16 protein-coding genes and 8 pseudogenes are annotated in these 23072 nt (G+C 46.7%); 5 read left to right on the top strand and 19 right to left on the bottom strand.

The window, feature by feature from the left end:
• Nucleotides 1–236: 236 nt before the first annotated feature.
• The 5 genes from MY052_RS03770 to MY052_RS03755 form a co-directional block, all read right to left on the bottom strand.
• Nucleotides 237–2258, bottom strand: coding sequence for a DUF262 domain-containing protein (locus tag MY052_RS03770; RefSeq protein ID WP_142515615.1), 2022 nt, complete (start codon nucleotides 2256–2258; stop codon nucleotides 237–239).
• On the bottom strand, nucleotides 2259–3719 hold the full coding sequence (locus MY052_RS03765) for a DUF262 domain-containing protein (protein WP_142515616.1): 1461 nt from the start codon (nucleotides 3717–3719) through the stop codon (nucleotides 2259–2261).
• 238 nt (nucleotides 3720–3957) lie between these two features.
• Nucleotides 3958–4062 carry a hypothetical protein gene (locus MY052_RS24235; protein ID WP_420828636.1) on the bottom strand — a complete coding sequence of 35 codons (105 nt, stop codon included), beginning with the start codon at nucleotides 4060–4062 and terminating at the stop codon, nucleotides 3958–3960.
• A 401-nt stretch (nucleotides 4063–4463) separates the two neighbouring features.
• Entirely contained in the window at nucleotides 4464–4670 is a 207-nt protein-coding gene (locus MY052_RS03760; RefSeq protein ID WP_142515618.1) for a helix-turn-helix transcriptional regulator, read from the bottom strand.
• Between the two features lie 140 nt (nucleotides 4671–4810).
• Entirely contained in the window at nucleotides 4811–5386 is a 576-nt protein-coding gene (locus tag MY052_RS03755) for a rolling circle replication-associated protein (protein WP_142515619.1), read from the bottom strand.
• A gap of 674 nt (nucleotides 5387–6060) precedes the next feature.
• Here MY052_RS03755 and MY052_RS03750 point away from each other — a divergent pair.
• Entirely contained in the window at nucleotides 6061–6999 is a 939-nt protein-coding gene (locus MY052_RS03750) for a hypothetical protein (RefSeq protein WP_248538227.1), read from the top strand.
• Between the two features lie 55 nt (nucleotides 7000–7054).
• Here the strand turns inward: MY052_RS03750 and MY052_RS03745 are convergent, their stop codons facing one another.
• Nucleotides 7055–7978 carry an IS5 family transposase gene (locus MY052_RS03745; protein WP_248538226.1) on the bottom strand — a complete coding sequence of 308 codons (924 nt, stop codon included), beginning with the start codon at nucleotides 7976–7978 and terminating at the stop codon, nucleotides 7055–7057.
• A gap of 145 nt (nucleotides 7979–8123) precedes the next feature.
• Between MY052_RS03745 and MY052_RS03740 the strand changes: the two genes are divergently transcribed.
• The 4 genes and pseudogenes from MY052_RS03740 to MY052_RS03725 form a co-directional block, all read left to right on the top strand.
• Nucleotides 8124–8528, top strand: coding sequence for an acyl-CoA thioesterase (locus tag MY052_RS03740; protein WP_050849761.1), 405 nt, complete (start codon nucleotides 8124–8126; stop codon nucleotides 8526–8528).
• 165 nt (nucleotides 8529–8693) lie between these two features.
• A pseudogene (locus tag MY052_RS03735) lies at nucleotides 8694–8879 on the top strand (IS3 family transposase); the annotation flags it as partial.
• Between the two features lie 50 nt (nucleotides 8880–8929).
• Complete coding sequence (locus MY052_RS03730; RefSeq protein ID WP_248538225.1) at nucleotides 8930–9340, top strand: hypothetical protein; 411 nt, start codon at nucleotides 8930–8932, stop codon at nucleotides 9338–9340.
• Between the two features lie 24 nt (nucleotides 9341–9364).
• Nucleotides 9365–9670: pseudogene (locus MY052_RS03725) on the top strand (TA system toxin CbtA family protein); the annotation flags it as partial.
• 511 nt (nucleotides 9671–10181) lie between these two features.
• Here MY052_RS03725 and MY052_RS03715 read toward each other — a convergent pair.
• The 13 genes and pseudogenes from MY052_RS03715 to MY052_RS03655 form a co-directional block, all read right to left on the bottom strand.
• Nucleotides 10182–10394, bottom strand: a complete 213-nt coding sequence (locus MY052_RS03715; protein WP_248538224.1) for a KTSC domain-containing protein — start codon at nucleotides 10392–10394, stop codon at nucleotides 10182–10184.
• A 318-nt stretch (nucleotides 10395–10712) separates the two neighbouring features.
• Nucleotides 10713–11129: pseudogene (locus tag MY052_RS03710) on the bottom strand (transposase); the annotation flags it as partial.
• A 32-nt stretch (nucleotides 11130–11161) separates the two neighbouring features.
• The gene (locus MY052_RS03705; protein ID WP_004902302.1) at nucleotides 11162–12754 is read right to left on the bottom strand and encodes an IS66-like element ISKox1 family transposase; all 1593 of its coding nucleotides are present in this window, start codon (nucleotides 12752–12754) and stop codon (nucleotides 11162–11164) included.
• 30 nt (nucleotides 12755–12784) lie between these two features.
• Nucleotides 12785–13135: an IS66 family insertion sequence element accessory protein TnpB gene (gene tnpB, locus MY052_RS03700; protein ID WP_127791836.1), complete on the bottom strand. Its 351-nt coding sequence runs from the start codon at nucleotides 13133–13135 to the stop codon at nucleotides 12785–12787.
• Nucleotides 13132–13572: a transposase gene (locus MY052_RS03695; RefSeq protein WP_004189163.1), complete on the bottom strand. Its 441-nt coding sequence runs from the start codon at nucleotides 13570–13572 to the stop codon at nucleotides 13132–13134. Before MY052_RS03695 ends, tnpB begins: the two co-directional genes overlap by 4 nt.
• Before the next feature lie 90 nt (nucleotides 13573–13662).
• Nucleotides 13663–14570 (bottom strand): annotated as a pseudogene (locus tag MY052_RS03690) (IS3 family transposase); the annotation flags it as partial.
• Between the two features lie 520 nt (nucleotides 14571–15090).
• Nucleotides 15091–15675: an OmpA family protein gene (locus MY052_RS03685; protein ID WP_248538222.1), complete on the bottom strand. Its 585-nt coding sequence runs from the start codon at nucleotides 15673–15675 to the stop codon at nucleotides 15091–15093.
• A 2-nt stretch (nucleotides 15676–15677) separates the two neighbouring features.
• Nucleotides 15678–18686 carry an autotransporter outer membrane beta-barrel domain-containing protein gene (locus MY052_RS03680; RefSeq protein WP_248538221.1) on the bottom strand — a complete coding sequence of 1003 codons (3009 nt, stop codon included), beginning with the start codon at nucleotides 18684–18686 and terminating at the stop codon, nucleotides 15678–15680.
• 271 nt (nucleotides 18687–18957) lie between these two features.
• Nucleotides 18958–19938 (bottom strand): IS5-like element ISKpn26 family transposase, encoded by a 981-nt coding sequence (locus tag MY052_RS03675; protein WP_248538220.1) that lies wholly within the window; start codon nucleotides 19936–19938, stop codon nucleotides 18958–18960.
• Between the two features lie 368 nt (nucleotides 19939–20306).
• Nucleotides 20307–20783: pseudogene (locus MY052_RS03670) on the bottom strand (IS3 family transposase); the annotation flags it as partial.
• Nucleotides 20784–20863: 80 nt separating this feature from the next.
• Nucleotides 20864–21802 (bottom strand): annotated as a pseudogene (locus MY052_RS03665) (group II intron maturase-specific domain-containing protein); the annotation flags it as partial.
• A gap of 45 nt (nucleotides 21803–21847) precedes the next feature.
• Nucleotides 21848–22075 (bottom strand): annotated as a pseudogene (locus MY052_RS03660) (transposase); the annotation flags it as partial.
• Nucleotides 22076–22387: pseudogene (locus tag MY052_RS03655) on the bottom strand (transposase); the annotation flags it as partial.
• Nucleotides 22388–23072: the final 685 nt, after the last annotated feature.

Raw genomic sequence — 23072 nt, 5'->3', positions numbered from 1 at the left:
TGATTCATTCAACCGATGACCAGCGATCTAGACTGAAAAGCCCCATACCAGAAGTTATTTGCTTATATGATCTCATGAACAGCTGGCAGGGTAAATGAATACTGGATACAGGTTTGGTGCCTGATCGTGGGCGTTGAACAAGATAGTGGCAGGTTGATAGTCCGCCTGCCTGATGTAGTACCCATCAACGAGGTTTATAATTGTGCGGAACGTACTTATTGGATTTCAACTGAAGGCTATTTCCCGAGCTCCACCTCAGAAAAATATGCGTTATATTCCTCAAGCATTTGTTGCTGATGAGCCAATGCTAGCACGTCATTCCACTGTTCATTTTCATAAATAAGTGCCAACTTGAGAGAGTCCACCCTGCTCTGGTTGCGCTCAATGAAACGAGCCCGTTTTTCAACATAGGGTTTGTTGCCGTACTCTGAGTTGATACTGCGTGAAACTAGCCCTAAATTACCAAAACAGTTCAGTATTTCAGAGCTTACTCGGTTGGAATCAAAATGCTCAGGCTGCTGTGGGGAAACATGCTCCACTGAATTCCTGGCCGTCATTCGGAATGCCTGCCATGCACTCCCTTTTTGAAAGCGGTTATGCTCCCAAAGAATATATTCCAGCTTGTAAAACCAGTAGTGAGAAAATCCTGTTCCCTCATCAGCTCTCAGCACTGCCTGCATATCGCGGATCGGATAGCTATCGCACCATGGATTTAACACAAACGCACGGGTTCGTTCGATCAGTGGCTGTTCACAGCCACTGCAAAGCAAGTGATTGTCCAGATATTGCAGGTATCGGTGGGCACCTTCACCGCCATGATTTAGTAGGTAACTAAGCAGGGGAGTTAGCCAGTAATGGGTGGTCAATTGCTGTGAGTGATAGAGCATGCTTTGTAACATAGCAAACCCGCTATCGGCATCACGGCTAGCGCGAATAAGGCTTTGGTAACCGTTCCGATTTTCATTCACTCGGAGGCGACGAATACCATGATTTTCTTCATTAGCATCATCGCTAATCCATTTGATAATGTGTTTGTCAAACAGATAGCGGCAACGCCACAACAATTCGATAAAGCGACGTATCTGATTGGCTTGTTCTGATTTCTCACACTGAGCTAGCCCCGCCAGCCAATGGGTATGGAAGATCTGTAGCAGCTCTTTGTCTAGGATTTTGCTGATATCATCGCGTTGCTGATGTAACAAAAAAAGGCGTAAAACATGCTGTAAGAGCATGGAAAAGCCGATAATACTGCGTACATCATCGGCTTCATAGGCCTCGTTATTTTCAGAAGCATTGTTAGATGGCTCCGTCAGGAGTGTCTCATCATTGAGGATGTCGTCTAATGAGTGGTGTCTGAGGTCTTGTTGTGTACCTAATTCCAGCAGTACGTCACGTATAACCAAGGGGTCAGAGAGCATCTCCCGGTCTCGTTTAGCATCCTCGACATTATAAAGCGGGATCAGCTTTATTCCTTTAACGGTACGAAGGTTCTTTTCGACATAGGCCCCCATAAATGAGCAGGCATCCCACATCTGACCATAGGCTTCGCGCTCAGCTCTATCTGGCAGTAATGCCAGCAAGCGAGCTTTCAAAATTTCATGGTGCTGCAGCTGCACACCGCGATTGTTGATTACCTCAAACAACTTGTTAAGGTCCGTGTTGGCCGGTACCAGGGTCAATACCAGTTGAACCCGATCACGGATGAACGTACCCAATTTGACAAGATCAATCCGGTGGGTGTCATCCGTTCTATGGGTGAAGTAACCCTCCATGACCTGCATAGCATAACTCAACGCAGCGGCCTTTTGCTCATCAGATGCAGCTCGGCCATCAAGTAAGGCTGCAAAAAAACGGCTTACCTCAGGGCGAATGGCAAACCGAATCCGCGGTTCACGACTATTTCCCAACTGGGCATAGAGAAAACAGGAAAGGGGATTTTGGCTTCGCTCACTGTTTTTCGATGATGAGAGCAGCCGCTCGATTACTACGCTAAGCAACCACAAGGTGGTAAAACGTTGCTGACCATCAATCAGATCCAACAAGGGGTGCCCAGATTCTGTCCTTCCTTGCTCAATCACCAGCGTACTACCCAAGTAAAATACATCCTTGTCGGCATTACAGGCGGAGACTAGATCATCAAGTAATACTTTGATCTGGTCACTACCCCATACATAGAGGCGTTGATAGATAGGAATATTGAAAAGTCGTTTTTCATCAATGATTTGAGCCAGTGACATTAATTTTGATTCATATTGCATCTACTTTTCCATCCCTAGCCAACGTTTGAGTACCCAACTGTCACCTTCAGGGATACCATCAAGATTGAAATAATCCAGCAACGCATTAAGGTAACGCCCCTGCACGCCCTTAGAGAGGACGATGGAGACAGCATTCCCGTATCCCTTACTACGTTCGATTTCAGAACGCAAGAATGCCATCACCTCTTGTGGGCGATAGGCTCCACATATCTCATCAAGCAGATTGTAAGGAGCGTCACGTAAGTACTTGAGCGGTGATTCTTTAAAGATATAACTTTTCTCCAACCGTAATCCCCCCAACACTAGTTCCAAACCCACTGCAAAGGCTAATAGATGTTGATAACCAAAACGGTCGACATACATCAGAAGGGCCAAGTTAAAGAGCTCCTGTAAGTAATAGGCATTAGCACGTACCACACGCCGATAAAACTCTCGGAATGCCTCTAATTCGTGGCAGGTATTCTCTTGGTACAAGAGAGCATCAAGTAAAGAGGCATATTTTTGAGCATAAAGGAAAAAACAGATGCCTTTATGAATAGGCTGGCGCAAGGTAAATGGTAAATTGGCCGCACTTCCACTAATTTGTAAAGGGTTCAATGCCAAGCGATAGTCATCGCTGCTTTGCAATTTGAGGGAATTAGCAAATTGGTTGTGATAACCCGGATAGAGCGGGATCTCATCAATCTCACCACCACCAACACTCTGTTGTTGAAAGGCTTCCAGCAGACTATCGTGATCTTCACGCTCCATTTGCTTATTACCCCGCCAATTGCGGGCACGCCACAAATAGTACTGAAACAGCTCGGGTGCAAAATCTTGCTGTTCACAATCCTGCCGCCTAGGGCCTGCCATTTGAACATGCTCCCAACGTCGAGCACAGATTTGCTGCAATGACTCGACATGCTGTACGTTGGGCCCGTTCACAGCCCGCAGGTGATAAGCTTTGAGCAAATCAGTCGCTTTAAGTGGTACTCCGCGAAAATTCTGAGTATCAAAAAAGGTAAAAGCGAGATCTTCGCGCTCAACTGTGATCACCGTAAAACACAATTGCTCAACGATGGATGGCTCTAGAGCTGACTCACGATGTTCGCTCATTAGCTTGCGTGCTACTCGCAAATTACGAGCTGAGATGGGAGAGCGGTAATGAAATTCTAACCCTTTGGGTAATTCATTGTGCAAGGCATGATACAGCACTGCTAGGGTACTGAGGCGCTGTTGGCCATCGATCACAAAGCGGGCTTTTTTTTCGTCATTCCGATGCAGCAATAGGGTACCTAGATAATAGACTTTCTGCCCATTGCCGCTGTGCCTGAACTCGTCCAAATCCTCCAGCAACTGATTGACCTTGTGTCTGTCCCAAACATAGGGTCGTTGGTAGTGGTCGAGCTGTAAAGTTGCTCCATTGCTGCACAAAGTGGCAAAATCCATCATGCAGACCTCGACGGGCTGCTTAATCGTCATGACTGTGGCTCCAATGGCTGCTGGGTAAGATCACTTAGCGGTTTTTCTTTACCATATCTTGATAAATAGGAAGCAATTTCCAGCAGCTCTTTTTTTGATGTCCTCATGTCCGCTCCCTATGAAACATTTTTACATCCCCATCGTTGCATGACATTATTGAATCAAGGAATGATAATGAACATATAATTTTTTGTATCAATGTGAGCTTATCCAACATCGCTTGATATGGCGCTAACATTTAGAAGTTTAGGGGGCTATTCCTTCTGTACATCCCACTTCCGACAGTAGACCCCGTCTTACACACCTGGCATTTTTTCTCACCGCAAAAATCTACGCTGCACATGACGCACTGCCAGTCACGCATCGGCAATAGCGACACCACGCCATTCAGAACCGTCTTAAGGAACTACAATAGGGCCTGAGTTTTTGTGCTTTCCTCCAGATAATCATAACGGGCGATATGTTCTGGTTTGATGTCAGCTCCGATATGTCTGAAGCAGGCTTTCTAATTGAGAGTGGCGGGGTAAAAGGCGGTCGAGTGGCATAGATGGCAGGTATAACGGTCGTAAGGGAGGCGGTCTCGTTTAAGTACCGGTCAGACGAGCGTTGCCGCCGAGAGTGATAAAGAATTTAGCAAACATAAACAGGCTCCTGCAGGCAGGCGCAAGACGCCCCTGAAGCGTAGTGACCAGATGCGTTAGAATTTGATAATGAGATTAAAAAACATGTAGAAGTTGGAACGCATTAATTTCTCGATTCATAAATACGGTAATATAACCATTCTTCCAGATCGCTTTTTAACCAACGGGAAGCTCTGCCCAACTTAATTGGCTTCGGGAATAATCCATCCTGTATGAGCTTGTAAAACCATTTGTCGCTCAGGCCAGTAAGTTGGGTAATGAATTTCATATCAATAAATTGGTCTTCAAGCAATGTGGGCTTTGTATACATGATGATGTGTTCCGATTAAGGATAAATAACCGGAGCCGTTAGTAAAATTATTTACTGCCAGCTCCTCCACATCAATGGCTTCTGTTGTAAAAAAGTTTGGAGCATATCTAGGGGAATGCCCCCTAGATATAAAACTGCGCCTAAGATTTTCTTGGACGACCTAATCCACTAGGTAGCGGTACTTCACTGCTCCCGTAAATGTTCATACCATACTTTTGCTCCTGCTTAGCAAGATAGCTGATGATATATCTCAACCCTTGAATATAATCAGTATCCCGGTGGCTGATGATCTGGTTGATATCTGCCTTATAGCTTCCCTTGTATTCACAGCGATGATATTTACCTTCTCCCTGAGTTATTTCCTTCCACAAAGCACCTATGCGTTCTGCTATCGGAAATGTTTTGCGTATTTTTTGCCCATCCAGATACACCACAGTATGAGAATGAAATTTACTGTCCTCGCCATATTCAATCACCCAAAAGAATCCGGCAACACCAGACTCCTGTTCAACTCGTTTAAATAGCTTCCGCAGATCCTGTTGAAGGTAATTATAATCCTTGTTGTAACTTTCTGAATTCTGGTTGTACGAAAAGTCCAGTCGTATACCAATCACCTTTGAATAGCGTTCAATGACATTGTTCAGGTGATTGTTTATCAGGCTATGTAAAAACCAGTCCATTTTATATTTGGCAATATATGGGTAGTTATCGTTCATGTTGTTTCCTCTGGGGTTATGGTTCAGAGGAAGGGGATGTGTTGTATTTTTTTTGTCAGGTGGTTTGATGGTAAGGATTAGAAGGGATATTAATTAAACTAATTAACCTTAATTATATTCTTTCTTTTTATTTGCCTTTTTCTATAGACATGCATTAATGGTAGAAACTGTATCCGTGGAGGTGGGCATGATTCAGTTGCCTGGTCCCATGCATGGCGTAAATGATAAAAACCTGCAGCCACACCCCGACACTATCCTTCGTTGATACAGGGCAATACCATAGCAACCATATGTAAAAAATCTTGCCACCCTTGCCTCAAAGGCATTTCCCCTTATAATTTCTGTGTTTCAGGCACATCAACGCTATGGTTTCTAGGAAAATAAACAACGTGCATTACTAAAATATTACTTAAAAATCACTAAAAAACCACTGTTTTAAGATTGAATAATTTTATGATTTTATGTATTGCTTACTTAAATATCATGATTTGTAGGTTCCCTTGATTCGAACCATGAGCAAAAATGGTGAGGTTGGAGGGGCGTTTGTGATTGAAACGTGTTTTGGCGAGGGCTGATATATGGGTGTGATTAAAAACTATAGACAGATTAGAGAGTATAAAAAATGTCTCGATCATATCGTTCATGAATGGAATAGGACTGTTTCGGATAATGACATGAAACAACTGGTATCTAGGGGTGACTATTATAAATTGGTGAGAGCTATAGTTGACTCCCTTCCTGACAAAGAAAAGATAAAGGAAGCCGAAACTTTATTGGCTGCAGTGGTTAATAATGAATTATTACCAGAAGTGCATTTTCAATGGTTGCACGATAGCGATCGCATTGCGTGTTTTTCCTTGTATTACATCATGTTTCATCCAGCAAAAAACAAATCCAATATAACAAGCAATGGATGCACTATTTCTGACTTTTCCAAAAAACCTGCCATGAAAAACGATGACATAGATATGATCACACGGGATGATTATGTGGATGCCATTATGCAGTATGTCGACGAAACCAAATTACCCTTGACAGATAAAGTAAAATATTTATCAGAGATGCAGCAATATTGGAGAAAAGAGTACAACACCCACCCACAACCTTTTGACTGGCTAAATAAAAAAAGTGAAGAGGATATTCAGTGGGCATGGGATTACATGGTCAAAAATCTCGTTCACTTTCCACTGCGTCCGATTAATAGCTACCAGCGCTGGCAATTTATAGAAGCAGCATTTTATACATTACCAGAGCGAGACCTTACCGAAATGATTTCAATCATAACCCGAAACAAAAAGAGAATGAGCAAGAAAGATCAGCAGGAAAGTGATATTCATAACCTGGATGTTGTGGGCTTTCAGATTGATAGCGAGAGCCTTGATTATAAATCAAAATTCCTTAAGGAAATGAGAAATGCCTGGGCTCAAAAAAACTGGCGAGAAAGAAACAGAACTGGTCAGAAAAAGGAAAAGGTTCCTAAGTTGGATGGTGTAACATTAAAAAAGCTTAATCAAATACAACAAGAAACAGGCGATGGTATAAATGACATTATATCCAGATTAGTCGAGGAGGAGCTTTCCCATTATGAAAGAAAAAAATTGTGGTCACATTAGGCTTTGTTGAATAAATCAGATTTCGGGTAAGTCTCCCCCGTAGCGGGTTGTGTTTTCAGGCAATACGCACGCTTTCAGGCATACCTGCTTTCGTCATTTTGTTCAGCGCTCGTACCAGGGCCATAGCCTCCGCAACCTGACCATCGTAGTCACGCAGCGTCAGTGAACCCCCGAACAGCTGTTTTACCCGGTACATCGCCGTTTCCGCTATCGAGCGACGATTGTAATCTGTTGTCCATTTCCACCGCGCATTACTCCCGGTCATTCGCTGATTAGCCACTGCACGGTTACGGTCTGCATATTCACCGGGCCAGTAACCCGCACCTTTTCGGGGAGGGATAAGCGCGCTGATTTTCTTACGCCGCAGTTCATCGTGACATAGCCGGGTATCGTAAGCCCCGTCTGCCACGGCTGCCCTGATTTTCCGGTGAGTCTGCCGGATAAGACCCGGGAAGGCTTCTGCATCGGTCACATTATTCAGCGACAGGTCTGCGCAGATGATTTCATGTGTTTTGCCATCAACAGCCAGATGCAGCTTTCGCCAGATACGACAGCGTTCTTTGCCGTGCTTTTTGACTTTCCACTCACCTTCAGCGAACACTTTCAGGCCCGTGGAGTCAATCACCAGATGGGCAATTTCACCCCGGGTGGGGGCTTTGAAACAGACATTAACCGACTTTGCCCGCTTGCTGACGCTGGTGTAATCCGGACAGCGCAACGGAACATTCATCAGGGCAAAAATGGAATCAATAAAGCCCTGCGCAGCCCGCAGGGTCAGTCGGAATATGCGTTTAATCACCAGGGCAGTGGTGATGGCAAGGTCAGAATAACGCAGAGGTCTTCCCCGGGATGAAGGAGTTGCTGAGTCATACCAGGCCTGAATGGCCTCATCGTCGAGCCAGAAAGTGATGGAACCACGGTTGATGAGGGCTTTGTTGTAGGTCTTCCAGTTAGTGATTTTGAACTTCTGCTTTGCCACGTTACTGCCTGCGCTATCAGGACGATGCGTGATCTGATCCCGTCATTGGGCAAAAGTTCGATTTATTCAACAAAGCCGGTTGACGGTTGTATCGATAAAGATATTTATTGGTTACACTTGTGAGGGTTCTTGTATTGAGGGTGTTATGAACAATAGCGATCCATCTCATATTGATACTCAAATTCGTTTGTCGCGAACTTCTGTTGCAAAAGTCGTTTTCCCCACCACCGTTAACCATCATGAAACATTGTTTGGCGGGACTGCGTTGTCCTGGATGGATGAGGTGTCCTTCATTGCTGCTACCCGTTTTTGTCGAAAACGTCTGGTAACAGTTTCTACCGAAAAAATTAATTTTCAGACGCCTATCCCCTCCGGTTCTATTGTTGAATTGGTGGCGGAGGTTACTCGCGTGGGCCATACCAGTTTAACGGTTACTGTTACAATCTGGTTAGAGAGTATGTACTCCGAAGGACGCAAAGACGTAATTAATGGTCAGTTTAACTTTGTTGCTATTGATGAAGAAGGCAAGGCAACGCCATTATTCGATTGATAATATAAGTAAATAGCTGAAAGGGGCCACGAATGGCCCCTGTTCTTACTTCAATACTTCTAGCCACGCCAGCAACTGGCGCAACTCTAACCCGGTCAACGTGTAAGTATCCCACTTAATCGGACCTGGCATATGCCAATCGCCCGCTCTTGACATAGGAGCGTCAATGCGGTGGCCGAGTCGTTCTTCAGTTCACTGAAAAAAGAACGGATCAGAAAACGCATCTATAAAACCTGGGATCTGGCCCGGGCCGATATCTTCGATTACATTGAAGTCTTCTATAACCGGTCCCGACGCCACAGTCATCTCGGCGGCGTCAGTCCGGAGGCCTTCGAACAGGCCTCGTCGTGAGGACAGGAAATGTCTACTGTCATGGGGTCAGTCCAAGGAACCACTTCAGAATGAACTACCAGATGAATCAACTTACCACCAAAGAAGTCGCACTAATAACTCATAAGCTTAAAGATATCAGTGATACATGGTCTGATTTATGGGTTTTTCTTTGCCTCGTACCCGTTAGTGTTGGCCAGGTTATTAGCCTAAAACATAGGGGCTTTGACGGAAAATATCTGGTTCTGGAAAAGGGTGAGAGATTTAAAAGGACGCAGATAGAGGCTCCTCCCCTGATCTGCGAACTCATACAGAGGCGCAGGGAAAGATATCCTGATGATATCTATATTTTCCAGAGTCACTCTAACAGGGTCAAGTTTAAGGAAAAGCCAGTAACTGTTATTGCATTTAATCGAGCCTTAAAATTCGCATCGAAAGATGTGACTGATGCGATAGTAACCAGTAAGAGTGCCAAATGTTAGTTTGCTGCGGTCCGTGGTAGGCACCTCCTAGAGCAACATTATGCTCTCAGACTTAATGATACGCCGTTCAGCGATGAACGGGGGATTCAGCAGCATATTGATGCCGGTATCTCGCTGGCTGATGCTCTGAATTTTATTGTCGAAAAATATGAACTGGTCCAGACTGACCGGCCAGACGTCAGCATCATGCCGCTGTCCCCATTTATTACGGCCATTGATATCCTCCGGGCCAGAAAAGCAACGGGGCTGATGAATCATGGCACTTATAAAGAGATGACGGCCATTACCCGGGGACAGCATCCGAAGGCCAGCACTTCAGACAGGCGATGATGTGGACGAAAAATGAACTGAAACGCCAGCCCTGATCAGTTGGCGTTTTCCTGACTACAAAGGAGAGAAATAATGGTCGTGAAAAATGTTACTGAACCCGATGTGCTAACCGGGCACACCGATGTGATTTGTTCCACCTGCATATTCGCACGGTGATCAATCGCTAATTCACCCGCGAATCGCTGATCGATGTTCCACGCGTTCCTGACCGCATCAGCCGGTAGCAGAGACTCTGACCATGGTGCGTACGCTGAACAAAATAACAAAGGCTGGAGTGCCGGAAAGCGTGCGTATTGCCTGACAATAACAACCGACTGCAGGGCAACCTATCCCAAATCTGATTTAACAAAGCCGTTTTTTTGTAAAAAAACCCGCAACAGAGCGCGGGCTATCAAAATTATTTGATAAACGTACACAAAGCCAGTCTCGCGACTTCCTACATGTCAAATGGTATGTCATTTGCGCTCATTTTGTAAACAACAAACTTTCCAAAGTGCTGTACTGATGATGATCACCTCATTTTTCGACAGAGGAATTTACCTTCAATCACTCCATCAAAAAAGCGGCCTTTAGACTTTACGTTTAAAAATGTTTCGTAAGTATTCAGGGGGACGCCTACATATTGATAGACACCTAAATCGAAGAATTCTATTTCAAGAATCTTTTGTTTTCTGTCATAACCAATTGATTTAATTCTAGATGATGAGACGTATTGATGTTGCATATTAATCCAATTACTCTCTTCGTTCCCTGATCAGCTGACGGGCTAACTCTGCTAAACGGTTATCTTAACGCTGATATGACTTTCCGTGTCAAACCAAAATAGCTTATATGGACATCTCTCCGATGCAAGCACGGGCAGACCTTTTTCTGACAAAGTAGCCACACACATATATCCGGCTTCGTGAACCCTGATGAACATCCGTACTCTCTGGCCTCATTAGCTCCATGGCTTGCTACAGCCCAGCTATTTACCAGGTTCACAGAGAGTCGGTTCTACCTGTCAGCACATCAACTCTTTGGACTTATTAATATCAGTTAGTTACTTAGTCATATACTCTGTTTTCTGGTTTACAAGCGCCCAGGCTATTCGGGCATTTTTGTTCGCCAGCGCCACAACGGCCTTATTCACGTCGCTCCGGGCAATAATACCTTTCAGCCATCGCTGAAGCCCCCCACACCGCTCTTCCGGAAGGTTGATGACCCGGTAAATCACTGGGCGGGCACCATGGATAAGCAAGCCGCGCAGATAACCGTCTCCACGCTTCGTTATCCCAAGTAGTCTGACTTTGCCGCCACTGCTGTGTTCTTTCGGAATCAGGCTCCGATAGCTGGCAAAGTGGCGGCCATTCTGAAAATCAGTGCTGTCGCCCAGCGCTACCGTCAGGGCGGAAGCGCTCAATGGCCCGATACCTGGTATGCTTTCCAGTCTGAGGATATCCTCATTTTGCTGACTGATACGTAAGCGTTAAGTGAGCACCGTATTGACGGTTATTTATCGGTAAGAACCACGTTCCATGGCAGCAGTTCGGCCACTTTGTTGCTGGGCCACTCCGGCAGTACGCTCAGGATATGGCGAAGGTAGGCTTCCGGATCGATACCATTCAGCCTGCACGTCCCGATCAGTCCGTACAGCAGGGCTCCGCGCTCACCACCGTGGTCGCTGCCGAAGAAGATAAAATTCTTTTTCCCAAGACAGACGGCACGAAGGGCTCGTTCGGCAGCGTTGTTATCAGGCTCTGCCAGGCCATCTTCACAGTAGTAGCACAGCGCATCCCACTGGTTCAGGACATAAGCGAACGCTTCGCCCAGACGGGACTTTTTCGACAGCGTCTCATTTTTTTCTACCAGCCATTCATGCAGCGATGCCAGCAGTGGTTTGCTTTGCGATTGTCTGGCTGCCAGACGCTCTTCTGTCGTGAGGCCGCGTATTTCTTCTTCTATCGCGTACAGCTCACCGATACGTTTCAGGGCTTCTTCTGCTGTCGCTGTGTGAGTGCTTATATAGACATCATGGATTTTTCGGCGGGCATGGGCCCAACATGCGGCTTCTGTCAGCGGCCCTCCTTCACGTTCCGGACTGAACAACCGATCGTAGCCTGCGAAGGCATCCGCCTGCAGCACACCATGATAGTGGCGAAGGTGTTGCTGAGGATGTTTTCCCTGCCGGTCTGGCGAGAAGGCGAACCATGCCGCTGGCGGATCTGATGAACCTGCGCTTCTGTCGTCACGTACATACGTCCAGATACGCCCGGTTTTCGTCTTCTTTCTGCCCGGTGCAAGCACCGGAACCGGAGTGTCATCCGTATGCAGTTTGTGGCAGTCCATCACGTAGTGGTAAAGGGCCTCATCCAGCGGGGCCATTAACCGGCAACATGCATCCACCCAGTTGGAGAGCAGAGCCCGGCTCAGATCCACGCCCTGACGGGCAAAGATTTCGCACTGGCGATACAGCGGCAGGTGTTCGCAGTATTTGGCCGTTAACACGCGGGCCAGCAGACCCGGCCCGGCGATACCCCGATCGATGGGACGTGATGGCGCAGGTGCTTCAACGATACAGTCACATCGGGTGCAGGCCTTTTTCACCCTGACCGTGCGGATCACTTTCAGGGCGCTGGAGACCAGTTCCAGCTGCTCCACGCTGACTTCGCTGAGGTACGCCATACCGCTGCCGCATTCCGGACAGCTGGTTTCCGCAGGATCCAGCCGATGTATCTCGCGGGGAAGGTGTGCCGGTAACGGGCGACGATGGCGGGACTGACGTAACTGGCGAGGTACCTGCGGATCGTCTTCCCGTCCGTTGTAGCGATCGCTTTGCTGCTCCTGCTGTTTCAGCAGGGCTTCGGCTTCTTCAACCTGTCGGCGAAGTTTTTCGGAGCGGGTACCGAACAACATTCGACGCAGTTTTTCTATCTGTGCCCGCAGATGCTCTATCTCACGCTCTTCGTTCTCTATTTTCTCTTCTGCGCGGGCCAGTGCAGAACGCAGGAACGACTCAGTCTCTGCAACGAGACTGAGCTGACTGTCTTTCTGGCGAAGCGCGTCTTCCAGCGCAGCGATACGGGCGAGATAGTCGTGATTCATAACCGCTTTTATAATGCGGTTATGATTTTTTTACAACATTGTCAGTGAGTTAAGGCGGGATATTTTTGGCTGGCGCCAGTCCAGCTTATCAAGGAGCATGGCAAGTTGTGAGCGGGTGATCGCGATTTTGCCGTCGCGTACAGCAGGCCAGACGAACTGTCCCTCTTCCAGGCGTTTGATAAACAGGCACAGACCATCAGCATCAGCCCAAAGTATTTTCACGGTATCGCCACGGCGTCCCCGGAAGATAAACAGATGGCCGGAGAAGGGATCCTCATCCAGAACGTGGTGTATCTGTTCGCCCAGCCCGTTGAAGGATTTACGCATATCCGTGTCCCCGGCGACCAGCCAGATGCGGGTGCCTGACGGGAGGGATATCATTGTGTCCTCCCGGTCAATTCACGGATCAGCACAGTCAGCAACTCTGACGACGGGTTCTCCAGCGTCATTTTGCCGTGGCGGAACTCAACATGACAGGAAGTGGCGCTGGCGTGAGCGGAGGAGAACGTACACAGAGTGTCATTCTCTGCGGCGGGCAACGGGTCGTTGATAACGTCGACGGACAACAGAGTCGGAGAAGCCGGAAGAGATTGAGGTACCACCGGCCCCACGATAGTTGCAGGCATTCGACGAGAGATTCGCCCCTCTCTCTGCCAGAGGCGTAGCCACTTAAAAATGAGATTATTATCAACGCCATGTTCCCGCGCCAGTTGTGCGACGTTGGCATCTGGTCGTGAAGCCAGTTCGACCATCCGAAGTTTGAAGTCACTGGAATAGACGGTACGCGATTCAGTTCGCCAGTTGGCAGCATTTTCCATGAACAGAACTCCTTCTAAATTAGACGGAGCTCTAAGCTAGCGATCCCGGGACTGGAATCACAGGCGGCAGTGACTTGACGCTTACACTGATACCGGCTTGTCCGGGAGTATTGCTCCGAAGCGCTTCTCCACCGCTCCCAGCATCACGTCCTGCACGGTTACGCTGCCATCGCCGCCAGTGCTCGCTGCCCAGTCTATGGCCTCTCTGTCGCAGCAGTCCAGCGCGAACGTCACTCGCAGCTTTTCGCCGTCGTCACACCCGAACTCGAAGCCGTCTGAGCACCAGCGCTGGTTGCTCTCTGCTACCGCGATTTTACCATTATGCTTGCGCTGAGGCCGTTGTGGTTTGTCATGCAGCAACAACAGATTATGCTCGTTCATCACACGGTAAACCCGTTTGGCATTGACCGGGGGAAGTCCTTCATCGCGACGTTGCTTACGCGGGATGCCCCACACCCGGCGATAGCCATAACCGGGCATATCGCTGATGATACCGAGGATGCGTGACAGGACCTCAGCGTCCGCTTCCTCGTCTCGCCGGAGGAGGCGACCGTTCTGCCAGTCAGCAGAACGGTGAACCCGTAGTGATAACTGCGCACGCGACACGCCCATGGTGCGGCTGACCTGGGCTATTTCTTGTCCTTTGGCAACAAGGGCGCGTGCGCTATCCATTTTCGCGACTGACCATACTCCACGGCTTCTTTCAGGGTCTCAACTTCCATCGTCTTCTTGCCCAGAAGGCGCTGGAGCTCCCGGACCTGCTTCAGCGCAGCAGTGAGCTCTGAAGCAGGAACGACTTCCTCTCCGGCTGCTACGGCGGTGAGACTGCCTTCTTGATATTGCTTCTTCCACTTGAACAGCAGGCTGGGCTAAATACCGTGCAGGCGTGCGACGTGGGAGACATTCATGCCGGGCTCTATCGTCTGCTGGATAATGGCGATTTTCTCCTGAGGAGTCTTACGTTTACGGACTTCTTGCCCTAAAAGGATCCCGGTTATCTCAAAATTAGCGTTAGTGTTAGACATATATTCAAGCCTATCTCTTATCTGGAGATACAGCTACTGTCTGGTGTTTCAGGGGGGCTACATCAGGAGGATCGGCTGGATGAGTTACTGCCGTTCCCGGCATACAGGTTCAGCGAATAACGGACCGATCCGCCAAAAACCTGCCGTCAGGTGTGCAACACCCGACACAGGGATCGTGGCGAAGCCATACTCCACGGGGCTTCAACCGGAGTCAGTACCTGCTCTGAAATCTGAGACGCTCGACTCACCGAAATTAGCCAAAATAATTCTGTCAATATGAGTTCCCCGTGAGATTACAAAGTTATTGGGCATTATATGAATATAAAACACTATCAATCAGCCAGAATCATCGCCAAATAGGGAATAGAACAAATTGGGGCTGTCCAGCAACGAATACTTATGCTACAGAAAAAAGTGAGACTTAACTTTAACTTAAATACAGCCACACCATGGTGTGGCTGTATTTATTAACAAATAACCTTCTAATGAAATGTTATTTAATGTGTCCCTGATTTATTTTAATCCCTATTACCCTCACCTCAATTCTTCTATCTGGTTGTAAGCATGCCTTTAATGTTTCCAGTCCATCTTTAGCCGTGCAAGAAGTTGTTATTGGTTGCCTTTTTCCCTGGCTTGATATATTTAAAGTTGCCTGTATGTCATTGTTAACTAAGTATTTACGTACTGTTTCAGCGCGCTCCATTCCTAATTGCATATTATACAGGTCTGATCCTAAACGATCAGTATGCCCCGTAATATCGATTTGTTTTACGGTCACATAGTTACTTTTTAATCTAAAAATTAAATCATCAAGCTCAGTTCTACCTTTTGGTAATAAATCATTAATTCCAGCCTTATTGAATTTAAACAATGCGTCGGCGGAAAGTTGAATAGTCTGATTTTCATATGCAATCGGTGCCTGTGCCTTAACTTCCTCAACCGAAGGGCACCAGCTATGATTAACATTTCCTGCGCATGCAGTTAAAAACAATGAACTTAATATAATAAAAAAATATTTTTTCATTTTATAGCCTTTTATGTCCATTATTAATGGAGCCTTTTTAAAAAAACAAGCCATTTTTATTTCCAAGTAAACTTAAGGCCGACCGTTCCTTTGTATGATTCACGTTTATCTGATGTAAATGAATGTTCATAACGCCCGTCAGCATAGACGTAGCCATGCTGGCTTATTGGTAGTTGAACACCAACCCCAACCGATCCCCAGGTGTTATTATATTTCTCATGTATGCTATCTGAGCCAATATCTATATTTTTTTGATCAAGGAAATCGTGTAATAAATTGGCTGTTAAATACACTGTATTTGTTCTTAAGTCTTGAGCTTCACTATTATGAGCTAAACGAACACCTAGGCGTCCCCGTAAACCATGCTGGTCATTTTGATCAACATGACGGATGCCGTCATTAAATGAACTCAGATCCAAATACTGATAGACTAATTGAGCTTGCGGCTCAATCATCCAGCCAGACTCATTTTCTTTGTGTTTCGTTAATGCATATGGTCGACCAACTTCAGATGAAAGTATTGCGCTAAAGCCGTTTTGTTTTACCTCTGCTAATCCATCCGCATTATACGTATTTCGTAAATGAGAAACCTGACCGACTAAATCTAAATACGAACCATTTTTATCATAGTAAGTGTTGTATAACCCCAGGCTAAAGGCATCGGTTTTTCCATTACCTGTGAATTTATTACCGACAACCTTTCCATCAATGGCCCTGTAACGGTCTTCAAAATCCATATTGCTACGCCCATAAGATATATAGGCACCGGTATGATTACGAGTTTGCTTTTCTATATTTTCACTAACGATGAAATCATGCCCTAATTGTATCAGGTATTGTTCGCCACTTACGTTAAAACGGTTTTTACCCTCTAAATCTAAATGACCTCCAGCAATACGCCCCCAGCTTTGTCCATCATTACCATTAACACATGTTCCACATTCATCCCATGCTAACGTTTGATTTTCTCCACGACGTTCATGTAATGTTGCAAGGGTTGTATAACCCAACTCCATATTTGCCACCGGCATCTGTACGTAACCGGATGTTTCAGGGTTATAAATATCTACATCCACATCTTTTGCTTTTGCTGTCCAATAGTATTCATCGACATTGGTTGATTGGTTATTTCTCATGGCTAACTGGACTTCAGATATGCCAGTCGTTCGGGCACTTCCCTGGAAAGATTGACTTCCTGATTGTTCAACATAGATAACAGGTACAGTATTAATTATTTTTTGAATTTGAGTCACATTCCCATCAATTAAATTGAGTGTGCCCGTAGTACCTACAGGCATGACGGTAGTCATACCCGTTGCAGTACCTTTAATTCTTAACACATCAGATGATGAATTTGAACCATCTTCATTACCTGGAGCATTCCAGATAGTATTCATTTTTACAATGGCATTCCCACTACCGTTATAGTTAGCTTCTAAAGTCAGTAAATCACCAACTTTTCCATTATCCAGATTAATCACACCATTATTTGAATTAATGCTTTGGCCTTTCAGTGTAAACTCAGACGTTCCCCAGTTTGCTTCATCAACATCAAAACCATTTAAAACCGAATCGTTCAATGCTAAAGTAGTGAATGTTGACTGAGTTTCCGTGCCTTTTTTGGCCAGTTGCCATAAAGCGCCTTCATTCAATGTTAAGTCAATTGATGATGCGGTTCCCATTTCGGTAAGTCCCTGAATTTTTCCTTCGCTTACCGTCATGTCGATATTCGATGTGTTACCCAGTTGTAATAGAGAACCAGATTTAGATGCAATCAACTGAGTTTTGTCGCCAGTGAAATCAAATTTCACATCTGCTTGATTGTTATCAATTCTGAGTAGCGATGCAGTCAAACTGTCATCTGAAATTGCGAAATCGGCATTATTAATATTGGCAGAAATCTCCGCAGTTGAATTTTGTACAGAATTAGTTAAAAAGTCATTTCCGACACGAATAGCTGAGTCTTTAGAGCGTACTTTAAATGATTTTGTTTTACCCGCTTCTAATCTCGAACCACCATAAGTTAAGACAATAGCTTCACCTTTTGCATCGGACTGATCTATGCTTACTGTTGAATTTTCACCAAAGTTGATTTGACCTGCTCCCCAGCCATCGCGATTAATGGAGCCAAATCTATCTTTCTTACCGATATGTAAAGCATTACCACCACCATGTAGTGTAATTGATGTATCGCCCAATAATTCTACAGTTGGCATAGGTCTGGATGCTGAATCTTGTCCTGAAACATATACACCATTACCGTATGCTGATGTAATATCAGCATTATAGTCACCCTTAATAACGACATGGGCAGTCGGACCAACCCCTGTTTTGCTCGAACCATAACCATCATTGTTTTGAATAGCTCTAATCCCCGTTACTGGGTTTTGATTTGTTGAACTAGATTTTGTTGCTTTAAATGTGTAGTTATTATTTATTTCAATATAATTTGTTCTACTGTTAGACGAAGCATTGCCAAGGTCACCATATGCCTGCCCAGCCATTAAACCATTAATATCGCCATTGTTTGCATTTTGAAACTCTAAATTTACATTATTAAAGTAAACACTACCTCCAAATCCAGCGCCTAATCCTGCAATAGAGTTAGTCCCAGCATTTATGCCATCTGCAATGACCGTTAAATTATCCCCCGTCAATGTATTATAACGAACATTCGCCGAATCATAACCGCGGGCCCCCAGTAATACACCTGCAGATGTATACTTTACGTTGGTCACATTTATGTCTTGATTTTCAAGGACGAAATTTTTTCCATACCCACCATCTGCTCCACCTGCCGGAGTGTAATAAATAGATGATTTATTTAATAGACCGTAATCTCCATTCGGCGTGTTTGTTTGTGAAATAGAAGTGCAAGTAAATCCATTATCAGGGACCGTATATCCACCACAAGTAGCAGTAAAACCGGCACTTGGTATTAAACATAATCCCGCACCAAATAAAACTGATGCTTTGGTTGATGATTTCGTTTTTCTTCCAAATTCGGAACAAACAACCCAGATATTAAGTGATTTGGACCAAATTAATTTATATATTCTGTTCATTATTAGTTCCTATCCCAATGGTATTTTATTCTAGGTAACGATTCTGACTGAAAATACAGCATGCTTTCAGCGTTTTCCATTTCTTTTCCCAACATATCAGGGCACGACAGTAGCGATTCGTCTAGGGAAGGTGCGAATAAGCGGGGAAATTCTTCTCGGCTGACTCAGTCATTTCATTTCTTCATGTTTGAGCCGATTTTTTCTCCCGTAAATGCCTTGAATCAGCCTATTTAGACCGTTTCTTCGCCATTTAAGGCGTTATCCCCAGTTTTTAGTGAGATCTCTCCCACTGACGTATCATTTGGTCCATCCGAAACAGGTTGGCCAGGGTGAATAACATCGCCAGTTGGTTATCGTTTTTCAGCAGCCCCTTGTATCTGGCTTTCACGAAGCCGAACTGCCGCTTGATGATGCGAAACGGGTGCTCCACCCTGGCACGGATGCTGGCTTTCATGTATTCGATGTTGATGGCCGTTTTGTTCTTGCGCGGATGCTGCTTCAAGGTTTTTACCCTGCCGGGACGCTCGGCGATCAGCCAGTCCACATCCACCTCGGCCAGCTCCTCGCGCTGTGGCGCTCCTTGGTAGCCGGCATCGGCTGAGACAAATTGCTCCTCTCCATGAAGCAGATTAGCCAGCTGATTGAGGTCATGCTCGTTGGCCGCGGTGGTGACCAGGCTGTGGGTCAGGCCACTCTTGGCATCGACACCAATGTGGGCCTTCATGCCAAAGTGCCACTGATTGCCTTTCTTGGTCTGATGCATCTCCGGATCGCGTTGCTGCTCTTTGTTCTTGGTAGAGCTGGGTGCCTCAATGATGGTGGCATCCACCAAAGTGCCTTGGGTCATCATGACGCCTGCTTCGGCCAGCCAGCGATTGATGGTCTTGAACAATTGACAGGCCAGTTGATGCTGCTCGAGCAGGTGGCGGAAATTCATGATGGTGGTGCGATCCGGGAGGGCGCTATCCAGGGATAATCGGGCAAACAGGCGCATGGAGGCGATTTCGTACAGGGCATCTTCCATGGCACCGTCGCTCAGGTTGTACCAATGCTGCATGCAGTGAATACGCAGCATGGTCTCCAGCGGATAGGGCCGTCGGCCATTGCCCGCCTTGGGATAAAACGGCTTGATGACAGCGGTCATATTCTGCCATGGCAGAATCTGCTCCATGCGGGAGAGGAAAATCTCTTTTCGGGTCTGACGGCGCTTAGTGCTGAATTCACTATCGGCGAAGGTGAGTTGATGGCTCATGATGTCCCTCTGGGATGCGCTCCGGATGAATATGATGATCTCATATCAGGAACTTGTTCGCACCTTCCCTAGTTGTGTTTTGGCAGACCATCCTTGAGCTGGAAACAGTATGCAACATACCATGCCGCAGATTTGACGATCACGACATTCGCGATGTTGCGCCTCAGGAGCACGTTTTTGTTCAAGGGGAGGCTCGAGTCTCATGCTCTCATTTTCTTCCGAAGTAAGTAGTTCCAATGATCACTAGTGTTAATGTAACAATACGTTTCATTGCGTACTTACTGTAGCTACATTTTACTCACATATCAAATTGGAAAGTGTTATTCCACAACTGATTTTGACAAAAACAGTGAATCGCCACGGATAATCTAGACACTTCCGAGCCGTTGATAATACTGTTTTTCATATTCTGTCGGTGACATCTGATTGCTCGAACCATGCCGACGCTTACTGTTATAAAACATTTCGATGTAATCAAAAATATCGCTGCGGGCTTCTTCCCGCGTTCCGTAGATCTTTTTCTTTATCCGCTCGCGTTTCAGTAACTGGAAAAAGCTTTCTGCAACCGCGTTATCGTGACAGTTACCGCGACGGCTCATACTCCCTTCCAGGCCGTGTGATTTCAGGAACGACTGCCACTCATGGCTTGTGTACTGACTGCCCTGGTCCCAGTGAACCAGCACCGGTCTTTGCGGATTACGCCGCCATACAGCCATCAGCAGTGCGTTCAGGACAATGTCCTTTGTCATCCGGGATTGCATTGACCAGCCGATAATTTTGCGAGAGAACAGATCAACAACCACGGCCAGATACAGCCAGCCTTCGTGAGTCCTGAGTAGAGTAAGAGGCAGGGCGTAGTCGGACTATTTCCCTGCCTCTTCTCTCCGAACCGGACGTGCACCTTTCAGCGCATCCGGCTTTCTATTTAAACACTGGCGAACGCCATTGCCACTTCAGTAAAGCGTGATGTCCATGTGTTTCTGACTTCTGTCCTCAGGTAAGGGTTACCTTCTGGTTAGCGCCAGTGGAACGTCTTCTTGCCTTGCCCTACCAACCGATAAAGTACTTCACCGTTGAGCTTCCCGTGGTTGGTTTTACCAAATAAAACCCACGTTTTACTCTGACCCGGTTTCGGTGATTTACACCACCACCTCATCAGGTATGCAATACCTTTACGATATTTTCGGGCCAGCCAGTGAGCCAGCTTCCAGAACACCACTCTGTCGATGTAACTGAATACTTTGGCTTTAAAATCAACGAACAGATAGAACGCAGCCCAGCCTTTCAGTTTCCGGTTGAGTGTCTCAACCATATCAATTTTACTTTCACTGTAATTACCTGATAACAAAGCTGTTAGTGACGCAGCGAAGTTTCTGGCTTTCTCCTTCGGGATCGTCGAGACCACCCGCAAATCACCGTAGCGACTGCGTTTACGGATCATCCTGTGGCCCAGAAAGATAAAACCGTCATTAACATGGGTGATCCTAGTCTTGTCCATGTTCAGCCTGAGTTTCAGGCTGCCTTCAAGTACGCTTCGGCACTCTTCTCTGAGGGTTTCCGCCTGCGCTTTGGTGCCTTTGACGATAAGCACGAAATCATCGGCATACCGACAGTACGCCACAGCGGGTTTCATCAGTAGCCGGTGATGTACTGTGTCGAAGTAGCTGGACAGGTCACCTTCAATAACCCAGCGACCCCTTGTTTCCCCGCAGTCGGTGAGCTGTAACTTCACCGTGCGGATCGCGTGATGGACACTGCATTCAGTCCGGAAGCCATACGAGAGCGTATGAAAATCACTTTCCCAGATCGGCTCCATCGCCATCAGCATGGCCCGCTGAACAATACGATCCCGCAGCGCGGGGATAATCGAAACGGTCCGTCCGAAGCTGGCATGCAGTCGGTGCGACGGTACCATGGCCAAAGCCTCTGCAACCTCGCCGTCGTAGCCCCGTAGCGTCAGCGCCCCCCCGAACAACTGCTTTACCCTGTACATGGCTGTTTCGGCTATTGAGCGACGGTTGTAATCTGTTGTCCATTTCCACCGGGCATTGCTACCGATCAGCCGCTGATTAGCAACCGCACGATTACGGTCTGCATATTCACCTGACCAGTACCCCGCCCCCTTACGGGGAGGGATATCCATCCCGGTGATCCGGGTCTGGTTCTTCTTCGCCAGCTGGGGTTCAAAGGAACTATCGCGATCGCGCGGAGTGCGCAGCTCCAGTGGGCCATCGCCAGTGATAACCGTCTTTTGGGTGTAGCCGTTGCGGGCGTTGGTTGCCGGTTTAGGCTGATTTTTATCGTAGCCGAGGTGATGGGTCATTTCGGCGTTGAGCACCACCTCGACGCTGATTGTTTTCAGAAGGCGATCGAACTGGTTGAGATCGTCAGGGGTTTTGAGATTTTTGGCCCGTTCGTTAGCCAAGGCCTGCAACTGTTTTTCGTCCATAAATTAACCTGTTTTTGATGTTGGATTGAACATATCAAAATCAGGCAATTACACAAATCTATGTACAGGCTCGCCTTTACGCTTCCGGTTATCGCGCTTGCTGCATGGTGGTTTTTCCGTATCGGGAGGCAAATTACCGGGGCTGTTATGGTGGCGCTGTTCGTCCTGGTAGCCGTGGCTACATGGCAGTTTGCGCGTTATCTTTGACGGCGTGGGAAGGTGATTCTGCGTAAAATGAAACCCACGCCGTTACTGGCCTCATGTGGTACGCGGTGCGCAATTCACGGTAAAATATCCATATTATTTCGTATTCATTTTTCCGCATTCGCAATCTGAGGCGTAGCGATCCGCAGGAGGCCAGCAAGTGAGAGACAGAACGCGCGGCTATACAACGGATTTACCCCGTATTGGTATGCAATTCCTAGCTAATTTACGCCATTGCGCTGGGTTTACCTGCCAGACTGAGAGCGGAACCCTTTACGGCTTCCGACTGGCAGATGGCTACGATATGATAATAAACGACGTTATGCGGATCATTCGAACAGACACCACACGGGCAGGATACGGGAATGGTACGTTTGCCCACATTGTTCGAAATGGGTAGCGAAGCGGTACATTGGTGAAAAGGATATTGGTTGCCAGAAATGCTGGAACCCCCACTACACAAAAGCCAGAGCGCCGACAG

Source organism: Kluyvera ascorbata (genome assembly GCF_023195735.1).
Taxonomy (GTDB): Bacteria; Pseudomonadota; Gammaproteobacteria; order Enterobacterales; family Enterobacteriaceae; genus Kluyvera; species Kluyvera ascorbata.
This window is presented reverse-complemented; position numbering and strand designations above follow the sequence as displayed.